The following is a 12,628-nucleotide window of genomic DNA, read 5'->3' as shown; positions in this document are numbered from 1 at the left end:
CAAGGAAATCCGAAGGAAACGGCTCGATCGACCAGCACCATCTTCATCAAAAAGCGCACCACTCACATGCGCGACGCTCCGGGCGGCCCCGGCCGGTGATCCGACCTGTTCCGGACCGGCGGTAACCTACGCAGCAAGCCGCGAGGAGATGGTCACCGATGAACAGGGCCGAAGGCGACAAGCACCTTCACGTCACGCCGCCCAAGACGTGGGCGGCCGGTCTGCCCGGGGTCACCCACGCGCTGCAGTACTCCCTGGGCCAGACCACCGTCCGGCGCACGGCGCTGACGCTGCTCAACGTCAACCAGACGGCCGGCATCGACTGCCCCGGCTGTGCCTGGCCGGAGCCGGGCCGCAGGCACCGCAACGAATACTGCGAGAACGGCGCCAAACACGTCACCGACGAGGCCACCTCACGCCGGGTGACCCGCGACTTCTTCCGCGAGCACCCGATCTCCGAGCTGGCCGGCCGCAGCGACCAGTGGCTCAACCAGCAGGGCCGGCTCACCGAGCCCATGGTCAAGCGCCCCGGCAGCGACCACTACGAGCCGATCGGCTGGGACGAGGCGCTCGGCCTGCTCGCCGGCGAGCTGCGCACGCTCGACGACCCCGACCAGGCGCTCTTCTACACCTCTGGGCGGCTCGGCAACGAGGCCGCGTTCCTGCTGCAGCTCTTCGCCCGCGCGTACGGCACCAACAACCTGCCCGACTGCTCCAACATGTGCCACGAGTCCAGCGGCCACGCGCTCATCGAGACGCTGGGCGTCGGCAAGGGCAGCGTGAGCCTGTCGGACATCCACGAGTCCGACCTGGTCTTCGTCGTCGGCCAGAACCCCGGCACCAACCACCCCCGCATGCTCTCCGCCCTCGAGGAGACCAAGCGCTCCGGCGGGCGCGTCGTCGCGGTCAACCCGCTGCCCGAGGCCGGGCTGATGCGCTTCAAGAACCCGCAGAAGCCGCGCGGCATCATCGGGCGCGGCACCCGCATCGCCGACGAGTTCCTGCAGATCCGGCCGGGCGGCGACCTCGCGCTGTTCCAGGCGCTCAACCTGCTGCTGCTCCAGGCCGAGGACGAGCGCCCGGGTACGGTGCTCGACCACGCCTTCATCGAGGCGCACACGACCGGGTTCGACGAGTTCGCCGCGCACGCGCGTACCCTCGGCTGGCCCGACCTGCTCGCCGCCACCGGCCTCGACCGCGCGCAGATCGAGCGCGTGCACGAGATGGTGCTGAGCAGCAAGAAGATCATCGTGTGCTGGGCGATGGGCCTGACCCAGCACAAGCACGGCGTGGCCACCATCCGCGAGATCGTCAACTTCCTGCTGCTGCGCGGCAACATCGGCCGGCCAGGCGCGGGCGTGTGCCCGGTGCGCGGCCACAGCAACGTGCAGGGCGACCGCACGATGGGCATCTGGGAACGCCCGCCGCAGTCGTTCCTCGACGCGCTGGAGAAGGAGTTCGGCTTCACGCCGCCGCACAAGCCCGGCTTCGACACGGTCGGCGCCATCCAGGCCATGCTGGACGGCCGCGCCCGGGTGTTCCTCGGCGTGGGCGGGAACTTCGTCCGCGCCACCCCCGACAGCGCCGTCACCGAGCGGGCCATGCGCGCCTGCCGCCTGACCGCCCACATCTCCACCAAGCTCAACCGCTCCCACACCGTCTGCGGCGAGACCGCGCTCATCCTGCCCACGCTCGGCCGCAGCGACCGCGACGTGCAGGCGAGCGGCGAGCAGTTCGTCACGGTCGAAGACTCCATGAGCCAGGTCCACGCCTCGCGCGGCCGGCTCGACCCCGCCTCGCCCCACCTGCTCAGCGAGGTCGCCATCATCAGCCGGCTGGCCCGCCGCGTGCTCGGCGACAATCCGGACATCCCGTGGGAGACGTTCGAGGCCGACTACGGCACCGTGCGCGACCGCATCGCCCGCGTCGTGCCCGGCTTCGAGGACTTCAACGCGCGCGTCGCCGAGCCCGGCGGCTTCCGCCTGCCCAACCCGGTCAACGAGCGGGTCTTCCGCACTGAGAGCGGTAAGGCCGTCTTCACCGCCAACGCCTTCACCAAGCTGGAGGCCCCGCCCGGCCACCTCATCCTGCAGACGCTGCGCTCCCACGACCAGTGGAACACCGTTCCTTACTCCGACGACGACCGCTACCGCGGCATCCGCCACAGCCGCCGTGTCGTGCTCGTCAACCCCGACGACCTGGCCGAGCTGGGCTTCGCCGACCGTGACGTGGTCGATCTCGTCGGCGTCTGGCACGACGGCGTCGAGCGCCGCGCGCCCGGCTTCACCGTGGTCGCCTATCCGGCCGCGCGCGGCTCGGCCGCCGCCTACTACCCGGAGACGAACGTCCTGGTGCCGCTCGACAGCGTGGCCGACGGCAGCAACACCCCGACCTCGAAGTCGGTCATCGTCCGGCTGGAGCGCCCGGCGTCGTAGGCCGGGCCGGTCGGAGGTGCGGCGGTCTCAGCCGAGTTCACGTGTGATCAGCGCGAACGAGGCGGCGCCCATGAGCACGTACGCGAGCGTCAGCAGCACCGCCCCCGCCACGACCAGCACGCGGCGGCCCAGCGGCGGCCTCCCTGACATGTCGTCATCGTGCATAACCGGACGCTAGCATCCGATCACGGTGGGTCACCCCAGAAGTCGGGGAAAGCCGTCGCGCGGCGGAGACAGGCCGCCCCGAGGGCGCGATGCGTCACACCGCGCCGGACCCACCTCGGGGCGGAGCTTTGCGGGGCCGGGCTCAGCGCAGGGGGTCGAACTCGCGCAGCGCGGCGGGCTGCTTGCCCGTGGTGATCTGCTCGGCCAGCAGCCGCCCGGTGGCCGGGCCGTGGGTCATGCCCCACATGCCGTGCCCGCCCGCGACGTACACGCCGGGCAGCCGGGTCGCGCCGACCAGCGGGCGCCCGTCCGGCGTGACCGGCCGCGGACCCACCCAGACGTCCGTGCGCTCCTCCCACCGGACACCGTCGAGCAGCGGCCGCGCCGAGGCGATGATCGCCTCAAGCCGGGCCGGCACCAGCGGCGCGTCGGGGGAGCGGAACTCCATCGTCCCGGCCACCCGCAGCTTGCCCTGGTACGGCGTGCACGCCACCCGGACCTCCGGCAGGTAGATCGGCCCGGGAACGGGACGATCGACCGGCACCGTGAAGGAGTAGCCGCGGCCCGCGCGGACCGGCGTGCGCACGCCCCACTTCGCGGCCAGGCGAGGCAGCCACGCGCCGGTCGCCACGACCACCGCGTCCGCCGTCAGCGTCGTGCCCTTGGCCGAGCTCACGGTGACCTGCCTGCCGTCGCTGCGCACGTCGGTGACCTCGAAGGCGTACACGGTGGCGCCCCGCTTCATCACCGAGTCGCCGAGCGCGTGCACGAACGCGCCGGGATCGACGTACCGCTCGCCGTCGAGCCGCACGCCGGCGGTCAGCGCATCGGACGCGAGCGGCACGTGCTCGACCAGCCGTTCCCTGCCGAGCGGGACGTGCGCGACCTGCTGCCCGGCGGCGGAGATGCGGCGCAGCTCGTTGAGCAGCGCCCGCGCCTGCTTCGGCGTGCGGAACGCCGCCGTGATCGGGGCGTGCACGAGCGGCGCACGTACGCCGTTGTACGTGAGCACGTCGAACGCCTCGATGCTCTCCTCGTTGAGCGGCAGGTTGGCGCGCACGGCCCGGGTCCACGACGGCCACCGGCAGTTGGCGGCGAACTTCAGCAGGAACGACCACAGCCCAGGGTCGAGGGTGACCGGAACGTGCAGCGGAGCGGAGGGGTTCAGCAGCGAGCGCAGCCCGTACCGCAGCACGGAGGGCTCGTTGAGCGGGATGGCCAGCCCGGGGGAGATCCACCCGGCGTTGCCCCAGGACGCACCGGCCGCCACGCCCTTGCGGTCGACCACCTCGACCTCGACCCCGCGTTCCTGCAGGAACCACGCCGTCGACAGGCCGACGATGCCCGCGCCCACCACGATCACCTTGCGCGGCCAGCCGCTGGTGCCGTCGACCATGGCGCCGTCTCCTTCCAGCTTTCGGAAGACTCGCTTCTTACGGTGACAGGATGACCGTCCGCGGGCGGGTGAGCGCTGTGCGATCAGGACAATTCAGCCGCGCCGATTGTGCGCTTCCCACAACCGGGTCATTCGCCGAGCGCGGCGAGCTGGATGATCATGGCGAGGCGCTGGCGGGCGTCGTCCAGGTCGAGCGGGGTGATCTCGCCGATCTTGCGCAGCCGGTTCCTGACCGTGTTGGGATGCACGCCGAGCCGCTCCGCCGCCGCGACCGGGTCGCCCTGCGCCTCCAGCCAGGCCCGTAGCGTCGCCACATAGCGGGTGCCGTGCCGGGCGTCGTGCCGCCGCAACTCGCCGACCGGGCCGCGCGCCGGGGTCCGTCCGGTACGCGCGGCGGCCCGCAGCCGCTGCAGCAGGATGTCACCCCACGACTCGTCGTACACCGGCGGTGCGCCGCCCGCGCTCTCGTGCAGCGCCAGGCACTCGTCCGCCTCCTGCCGCCCGGCCGGCAGCTCCGCCGCCCCGGCCGGCGCGCCGATCCCGGCCACCAGCTCCACCTCCGCGGGCAGCGCCGCCTGCAGCGCCGCCACCCACGCCAGCGCCCCCTGCGCCTCCTCGCCCGGCAGGATCGTGTACAGCGTGTTGCCGAGCAGCGTGCTGCGGCCCGGCCGCGACCAGCCGAACCCCGTGGTGGCCCGGTCGAACGCCAGCAGCAAAGCGGCCGCCCGGTCTCTCGCGGCGCCCGCGCGTACCGCGATCACCCGCATCGGCCCCGGCGCAAGCCCGAGCTGGCTCAGCGCGGTCACCGCGTCGGCGCTGCCCTCCAGCAGCCGGATCACCAGATCCGACTCCACCTGCCGCTCCAGGTCCGCGCTCGCACGCGAGCGCAGCAGGTGCAGCGCCACCGTACGGGCTCCGTCGGACAGCGCGGTCAGCCGCCGGCCCGTCAGCGGCCGGTCGCACGTCGCCCACACCGTGCCCAGCACCTCGCGCCCGGCCCGCGCCGCCACCGCCATCCGCCCCGTCAGCCCGTGCTCGGGGTCCGGCTCCACGAAGATCGGCTCGTCGGACGCGGCCAGCCGGCTCAGCACCCCGCGCGCCTCGAACAGCTCACGCAACCGCTCGGGCACCTGCCGGGCCAGGATCGTCTCGAGCCGCGCCGGGTCGCCCGCCTGCTGCGAGCGCGAATACGCCAGCACCCGCGACAGCCGGTCCTCGATCGTCACCGCCGCCCCGACCACGTCCGCCAGGCTGTCGGCCAGCGCGAACAGGTCCGTCGGGCCCCGCCCCGACTCGGTCTCCCTGCCCTCCAGCACCAGCCCGAACACGATCCCCGCGAGCTGGCTCCACGACACCGCCGGATCCACCAGCAGCACCGCCACCCCGGCGTCCTGCGGCACCTCGCGCGCCGCCTCATCGCCCGCGCGCACCAGCACCGCCGTGGCACGGGCCTCCCGCGCCCACGCGATCGCCTCGGCGACCGAGGCCGCGCCCACCGCCAGCAGCACGTCGCCCACCACCCGGCGCTCGTCCGTGGGGTCCGGCATCGCCACGCTGCGCAGCTGCACCGTGCGGGCGTCCGTCCTGCCGGCCAGGCGCACGCCGTACCCGCCCAGCACGTTGACCAGGCGGTCCAGTCTGACCACGGGCGTTCGACCTCCTGCTCGTCGCGTGTGCGAGGGTGGCGGGACGGCTTGCTGCCGCCGTCCCGCCACGCGAATCTGCCCGCTTTAGGCTGCTTCGTACCGACGCTGGCAGGTGATGCAGAACTTGGCCAGCGGCCGGATCTTCAACCGCTCGTACGGGATGCCCGCCTCACAGCCCGAGCACCGGCCGTACGTGCCGTCCTTGACCCGCTCCAGCGCCTGCGAGAGTTCGGCGATCGCGCGGTCGGCGGCGGCCAGGTTCACCATCAGCTCCTGGTACTGGGCGTCGGCGCCCGTGCCGCCCTCCGCCTCGGCCTGCAGGCCGAGCAGCTGCCGGCTGCGCCGTTCGAGCTGCTGCTGCAGCTCCTCGCGCAGTTCCTGAAGCTGCACGCTGCTGAGGTGAGAGTCGGTCATGACGATTCCCCTTTCTAGAGGACTGGTTGGGGGGACTGGCTTGTGGGAGCACCGGGAGGAGCACGGCGGGTCGTGCCGCGGTGCGTTCATCGGCCGTACCGGGTGATCTCCGGCAGAAGGTCCGGCCGCCGGCCGATGAGGGACAGGCCGCGGATGGTCGCGTGCTCGGGCTCCGGCGCCGCGTGGACCGGCATGCGCAGGGCCGGCTGCAGGCGCTGCAGCAGCCGCTGCTGCCGGGCACCGCCTCCCGTGACGGTCAAGGACGGCACGGCCCGGCGTACGTCGTCGGGCAGCCGCCGCACCAGCGCCGCGGTCATCTCCACGACCCCGTCCAGCGCGTACGGCAGCAGCCCCGCACTCGTCGTGGCGCCGAGCTGCAGCGCGGCCGCGTCGCACACGGAGCCGCCGCACACCGCCACGGCCTCCACGATCCCCGCGCCCACGTCGAGCAGCAGGAACGGCTGCGGCCCTGAAACGTCCAGCCCGGCCCCGACGGCGGCGGCCACCGGCTCATCCACCAGCCACACCGCCACCCCACCCGCGACGCCGCTCACGTCCTCGGAGTCCACGGCCGAGTCACCGGGAGAGGTACCGGCAGGGGAGGCCGCCGGGTGACGGGCGGGATCGCCGGCTGCCGGGCTACCGATCCCGCCCGCTCTCCCGCCGACGGTGGCGGGAATCGGCGTGGTGGCGGGGCGGCCCGTGACGGCCTCGATGACGGCGGCGTGCACGGCGCGGCGGTCGCTCTGGGTCGCCGCCAGCGGGACGCCGACCAGCACCCGTTCCACGGGTTCGTCGTCGGGAGGTCTTGCGTCCTGGAGCGCCTCGCGTACCAGCCGGAGGCATGCGGCCGGGTCGGCGACCATGCCGTGGCGAAGCGGGCGTACCCGGGCCTCGGGGTCCTGGGACGAGGCGGCGAGCACCTCCGACGGACGGCCGGCGATGGCGGCTCCGCGCGAGGTGCGGGTCCACGCCGTACCGAGGTCCAACGCCACGAAGCCGCCCCCGTATTTCGCGGACTCCTGCGCCGGGCTCATGCCCCGCCTCCTGCGCGACGTCGATCCCACCGGACTCCGCTGGTCCGTTGTTGCAATGACCTGATCACGGCCATGACTGACTGGCTCCTTGCTGTAGCGAAACGACGGGGAACGGCACGATCGCCGCCCCACGAACTCGACCGCCCGCCCCTCCTCCCCACCGCGAACCCGCGCAGGGGCGGCCCCGGCATCCCGCGCCGGCCGCACCACGGCCCTCGACGTCCAGCGCGCGAGCGTCCGGCCCAAGGGCAGGGCGTCGGCCCGCCGGCCCGGTCATCGCGCTCCCGGCCCGACGCCGGCCGGCAGGCCGGACGCCGGCTCGCGGAGCCGCTCACCGGCCGGACACGGGCGAGCCGTCCGGGCCACGGCCGGACTGGCATGCTCTGCGCGCAGGGCGTTCCTGCACGCGCCGGATCACCGGCCGGTCACGCGGCCAGACGTCGGGAGCGTGCCGATCGGAGCTTCTGGCGATCGGCCGCAACCAGTGCGCGCAGGGGTGAGCGCCGGACCTCCGGGCCGGTGAGGCGCCGGTTGCCCGGGAGCACCTGCGGGACGGTCAGCCGAAGCGCCACATCCCCTAGTGCCGGTCAGTCCCGCGCTCCAGCACAGCCGGAGCACGCCGAACGCCCAGCTTCGCCGAGACGTGCCGGCGCCGGTCTCGCCGAGTCACGAACGGCGAGGGCACGGCGTGTCACGCCTGCTCCGGTCCGGGCATGCGCGTTCCGGGCCTGTCAGAGCGTGGCTGGGCCGGGCCGAGGATGTCGCGGGTCGCGAAGGGAGGAGGGGTCAGGAAAGCGGCGGGCTGCGGGAGCCCGCGGTGCGGTGGCCGACCTGCTGCGGGTCGCGGATCGCCGGGCCGTCGGAGCCGGGCGAGGGCAGGAGCGCCAGGTGGGCGGCCTCGCCGTTGCGCGTGCCGCGCAACGGCGGCCACAGCGACAGCGTGTGGTGCTCACGGGCGTTGCCCGCCTGCGGCGGCAGGCTGGACAGCTTGTCCTTGTACGCGCCCGCGAGCCACACCTGCCCGGCGGACGTGCCGGACAGGCCCGCCGGCCCGCCGCCGTACCAGGCGACGGAGAACGCGCCGGCCACCAGCAGGGACAGCAGGACCAGGCCCATCACGCCGTCGCGCGGCGAGATGAACCTCCGTGAGGTGATCCCTGGTCCCGTCATACGGCCGACCATAGCCCAGGAAGTGGGAAAAGGCATGCCCCGCCTTCCCAGGCCCCGCCTTCCCAGGCCGCGCCCGAGCCTGCGCGCCCGAGCCTGCGCGCTGGAGCCTCCGAACTTGAGCCTGAGCCCGGATCCGAGGCCGAGCCCGACGTCGAAGGCCGAGCCGGCAACCAGGGCTCGGGCTCGCGGTCAGAGGTAGTGGCCGATGTTCTCTTCGCGCCGTTCCTGCGGCGTGCGCGGTGTCGCCTTGGCGACCGCGTTCGGGCGGGTCTCCGGGCCGGCCTCGGCGCCCGGGTCGAGGACGGTGATGGTGAGGTCGTCGTCCCGGACCGCGACGTGCGCGCGCTGCCCCTCGCGGAGCGTCCCGTTGAGCAGCAGCCGGGAGAACGTGTTGTCCAGCGTGCGCTGGATCATCCGGCGCAGCGGCCGGGCGCCGAAGGCCGGCTGGTAGCCCTCGCGGGCCAGCCAGTCGATCGCGGCGGGCTCCATCTCCAGCTCCACGCCCTGCGCGTGCAGCCGCCGCCTGGTCTCCTCCAGCAGCAGCGAGGTGATCTCGCGGAGCTGCTCGGCGTCCAGGCCGCGGAACATGATGATCTCGTCGATCCGGTTCAGGAACTCGGGCCTGAACCGCTGCTGCAGCAGCCGCATGAGCTGGCCCCGCAGCTCACGGGAGGCCTCGCCGGGATGGGACATGATGAGGTCCGCGCCGATGTTCGACGTCATGATCAGCACGCTGTTCCTGAAGTCGACCGTGCGGCCCCGCGAATCGGTCAGCCGCCCGTCGTCCATCACCTGCAGCAGCAGGTTGTACACGTCGGTGTGCGCCTTCTCGATCTCGTCGAGCAGGATCACCGAGTACGGCCTGCGCCGCACCTGCTCGGTGAGCTGTCCCGCCTCCTCGTAGCCGACGTAGCCGGGCGGCGCGCCGACGAGACGGGAGACCGTGTGCCGCTCCTGGAACTCGCTCATGTCGAGCCGGATCATCCGGTCCTGCTCGCCGAAGAGCGCCTCGGCCAGGGCACGGGCCAGCTCGGTCTTGCCGACGCCGGTCGGCCCGAGGAACAGGAACGATCCGATGGGCCGGTTGGGGTCGCTCATCCCGGCGCGGGAGCGGCGCACGGCCTCGGCCACCGCCCGTACCGCCTCGTCCTGGCCGATGACCCGCCGGTGCAGGTGCTCTTCGAGGCCGAGCAGCCGTTCGCGCTCCTCCTGGGTGAGCTGGGCGACGGGGATGCCGGTGGCGCGGGAGACGACCTCGGCGATGTCCTCAGGGGTGACCTCGGCGAAGCCGCAGCGGTTGCTCCTGGCCTGCTCGATGCGGGCCTTGAGCTCAAGGATCTCGTCGCGCAGCTCGCGGGCGCGGTCGTAGTCCTCGCGTTCGACCGCCTGGTCCTTCTCGCGCTGCCGGTGCTCCAGGTCCTCCTCCAGCTCGCGGGTGCCCGCCGGGGTGGTCCCGGTCTGCAGCGCCACCCTGGCGCCCGCCTGGTCCATGAGGTCGATGGCCTTGTCGGGCAGGAACCGGTCGGGGATGTAGCGGTCGGACAGCTCCACCGCGGCCACCAGCGCGTCGTCGGTGAACTTGACCTGGTGGTGCGCCTCGTACCGGTCGCGCAGGCCGCGCATGATCTCGATGGTGTCCTCGACGGTCGGCTCGGGCACCAGGATGGGCTGGAAGCGGCGTTCGAGCGCGGCGTCCTTCTCGATGTACTTGCGGTACTCGTCGAGCGTGGTCGCGCCGATGACGTGCAGCTCACCGCGGGCGAGCGCGGGCTTGAGCATGTTGGAGGCGTCGATCGCGCCCTCCGCGCCGCCGGCGCCGACGATCGTGTGCAGCTCGTCGATGAAGATGATCAGCTCCTCGCTGTGGGCGCGGATCTCCTCCATCAGCTTGCTCAGCCGCTCCTCGAACTCGCCGCGGTACTTGGTGCCCGCGACCAGGCCGGCCACGTCGAGCTGCACCACCCGCTTGCCGCGCAGCGTGTCGGGCACCTCGCCGCTGACGATGCGCTGCGCGAGGCCCTCCACGATGGCGGTCTTGCCGACGCCGGGCTCGCCGAGCAGCGCCGGGTTGTTCTTGGTACGCCGCGACAGCACCTCGACCGCCTGCGTGATCTCGTCGTCCCTGCCGATCACGGGGTCGATGCCGCCCTCGTCGGCGGCGGCCGTCAGGTCGATGCCGAACTGGTCGAGCGTCGGCGTGGTGCTCGGCTGCGGCGGCTGGTGCTGCATCGGCTCGGCGGCGCTCCTGCCCTCCTGGATGAACGACTCGGGGGTGAGCCGGGCATGGCGCAGCAGCCGTCCCGCCGCCGACAGCGGGTTGGCCGACAGCGCGAGCACCAGGTGCTGCGCCCCGATGTACGACGCCGCGGTGGCCCTGGCGGCCTGCCGCGCGTCCAGCAGGGCGCGCTTGGCGGCGGGCGCCAGGCGCACCGGGCCCTCGCGCGGCTCACGCTTGTCGGCGTTCTGCTCCACCTCTCTGGCCAGCGCCTCCGGATCGGCCCCGGCGTTCTCCAGCATCGCCCGGGTCGCCGCCACCTGGGTGGCGGCCCACAGCAGGTGCTCGGTGTCGAGATAGGCGGCGCCCCAGGATGCCGCCTTCTGGGCGGCGGTGCGCAGCAACTCGATGGCGTCCTCGCTGAGCAGCCGTTCGAGATCGACCCGCCGGTTGTACGGCGGCGGCCCGAACCCGAAGAACCTGGCCAGCAATTCGTCCATGGGGCCATAGCCGTAGTGCCAGTAATCACCAGAGGTCATGGGTCCCCCCTTCACATGACGTCGCTTCCGGGCCGCCTACCCCTGGCCGTACGCCGTAAGCACGGCGTTTCCTCTCGTGGGTGGGACGGGGGCGATCTCGCTCTGGAGGTGGCGGCGGGGCCCGCGCCGGCCTGGTCCTGGGCGCCTGCCGGACGCGCCGGCGCCGTTCCGGAGGTGAGCGCGGGGGGGTGCTCGCCTCGCCTCACCGGCCACGCCGGACGTGTCGGCGACGGCGTTCCCGGCTGTCACGGCGATCAGCGCGCACTACGGTAGGCGGGGCAACGCGCCGGCCGATGTTGCCTATCGGTGCGGCCCTATCGCCGTCCAGGGGTCGTCACAAAAGAATCATGTCTGTTACTTGTTAATTCACCTTTGATCAGTTTCGATCGGTACTATGGCCGTCGGCAAGGAGGAGTATGACCAACGTGGCCACGGGCGCATCACCTGCCGAAGACCAGGCCGAGGAGCAGAACGGCCGAGCCGCCGGCGCGCGCGCCGGCTCCGACGCGGCGGGCAGGCTGCCGGACGAGCGCCGCAACCGGCTGGTGGAGCTGTTGCGGCGGCGCGGCATCATGCGCGTGCACGACCTGGCCACCGAGCTGGCGGTGTCGGCGATCACCATCAGACGTGACATCACGCTCCTCGCCGAGGAGGGCGTCATCCGCCGGGTACGCGGCGGCGCCGCGCTCACCGAGCCGCCCGCGCCCGAGCCGCAGCCCGCCCGCGAGCCGTCGGAGGCCCCCGCGCAGCAGGGCGGCCCGCTCACGGTGGGCATGGTCGTCCCCTCGCTCGACTACTACTACCCCGACGTGATCCGCGGCGTCCGCGAGGCGGCGGCCGCCGCCGGGGTGCGGGTGGTGCTGCGCGGGGCCACGTACCAGGTGGCCGACGAGCGGCGCCAGCTCGCCTCGCTCATCGAGTCCGTCGGCGTGGACGGACTGCTGGTCGCGCCCACCACCGAGAGCGACGAGGGCGAGGAGCTGGTCCGCTGGCTGCACTCGGCCGGTGTGCCGGTGGTGCTGATCGAGCGGGCCGCGGCCGTCGGCCCCTACCGGGAGGCGATGGAGTCCGTGGTCAGCGACCACGCGCTCGGCGCGGCGATGGCCGTACGCCACCTGGCCGTGCTCGGTCACCGCCGGGTCGGCCTGATCACCACGATCAGCAGCCCTACGGCCCCGCACGTCCGCGCCGGGTGGCGGCTGGCCTGCGAGGAGCTGGGGCTGGAGATGGAGGGCACGCCCCAGGCCCGTACGGTGGACCGCCGCGACCCCGGCTGGGCACAGGCGCTCGACGACGTGCTCGACGCCTGCCTGGCCTCTCGCACCAGGGCGCTGCTCGTGCACTCGGACCCCGAGGCCATCTCGCTGGTCGAGCGGTGCCAGGACCGCGGCATCCGGGTGCCGGAGGACCTGGCGGTGGTCACGTACGACGACGAGGTGGCCGAGCTGTGCGACCCGCCGCTCACCGCGATCCGGCCGCCGAAGACCGACATCGGGCGCGCCGCGTTCACGCTGCTCCTCGAACGCCTGCGCAACCCCGACAGGCCCGCGCACCGCGTCGTGGTCGGGCCGCAGCTCATCGTCCGCCAGTCGTCGTCCTGACCCGCCTACC

Annotated in this window: 9 protein-coding genes; 2 read left to right on the top strand and 7 right to left on the bottom strand. The window is 73.1% G+C overall.

From position 1 onward, the window contains the following. Positions 1-158 precede the first annotated feature (158 nt). Positions 159-2,435 carry an FdhF/YdeP family oxidoreductase gene (locus AB0K67_RS26170; protein ID WP_364065222.1) on the top strand — a complete coding sequence of 759 codons (2,277 nt, stop codon included), beginning with the start codon at positions 159-161 and terminating at the stop codon, positions 2,433-2,435. 27 nt (positions 2,436-2,462) lie between these two features. On the opposite strand, the gene AB0K67_RS26165 is transcribed toward AB0K67_RS26170, so the two are convergent. From AB0K67_RS26165 to AB0K67_RS26135, 7 genes are all read right to left on the bottom strand, one after another. Continuing rightward, a complete protein-coding gene (locus AB0K67_RS26165) occupies positions 2,463-2,600 on the bottom strand; it encodes a hypothetical protein (protein ID WP_364065220.1) in 138 nt (45 codons plus the stop codon). Positions 2,601-2,742: 142 nt separating this feature from the next. Further along, positions 2,743-3,996 (bottom strand): FAD-dependent oxidoreductase, encoded by a 1,254-nt coding sequence (locus tag AB0K67_RS26160; protein WP_364065217.1) that lies wholly within the window; start codon positions 3,994-3,996, stop codon positions 2,743-2,745. Between the two features lie 128 nt (positions 3,997-4,124). After that, positions 4,125-5,642 (bottom strand): helix-turn-helix domain-containing protein, encoded by a 1,518-nt coding sequence (locus AB0K67_RS26155; protein ID WP_364065214.1) that lies wholly within the window; start codon positions 5,640-5,642, stop codon positions 4,125-4,127. An 84-nt stretch (positions 5,643-5,726) separates the two neighbouring features. After that, positions 5,727-6,056: a TraR/DksA C4-type zinc finger protein gene (locus AB0K67_RS26150; RefSeq protein ID WP_364065211.1), complete on the bottom strand. Its 330-nt coding sequence runs from the start codon at positions 6,054-6,056 to the stop codon at positions 5,727-5,729. Between the two features lie 86 nt (positions 6,057-6,142). Next, complete coding sequence (locus tag AB0K67_RS26145) at positions 6,143-7,093, bottom strand: rod shape-determining protein (RefSeq protein ID WP_364065209.1); 951 nt, start codon at positions 7,091-7,093, stop codon at positions 6,143-6,145. Positions 7,094-7,879: 786 nt separating this feature from the next. Beyond that, positions 7,880-8,263, bottom strand: a complete 384-nt coding sequence (locus AB0K67_RS26140) for a hypothetical protein (RefSeq protein ID WP_364065206.1) — start codon at positions 8,261-8,263, stop codon at positions 7,880-7,882. A gap of 189 nt (positions 8,264-8,452) precedes the next feature. Continuing rightward, entirely contained in the window at positions 8,453-11,017 is a 2,565-nt protein-coding gene (locus tag AB0K67_RS26135; protein WP_364065203.1) for an ATP-dependent Clp protease ATP-binding subunit, read from the bottom strand. A gap of 416 nt (positions 11,018-11,433) precedes the next feature. On the opposite strand from AB0K67_RS26135, the gene AB0K67_RS26130 reads away from it, so the two are divergent. After that, positions 11,434-12,618, top strand: a complete 1,185-nt coding sequence (locus AB0K67_RS26130; protein ID WP_364065201.1) for a substrate-binding domain-containing protein — start codon at positions 11,434-11,436, stop codon at positions 12,616-12,618. Positions 12,619-12,628 lie beyond the last annotated feature (10 nt).

Source organism: Nonomuraea sp. NPDC052634 (genome assembly GCF_040678535.1).
In the GTDB taxonomy this organism is placed as follows: domain Bacteria; phylum Actinomycetota; class Actinomycetes; order Streptosporangiales; family Streptosporangiaceae; genus Nonomuraea; species Nonomuraea fastidiosa.
The sequence above is the reverse complement of the archived record's forward strand: the minus strand, read 5'-3'. Positions and strand labels throughout refer to the sequence as shown.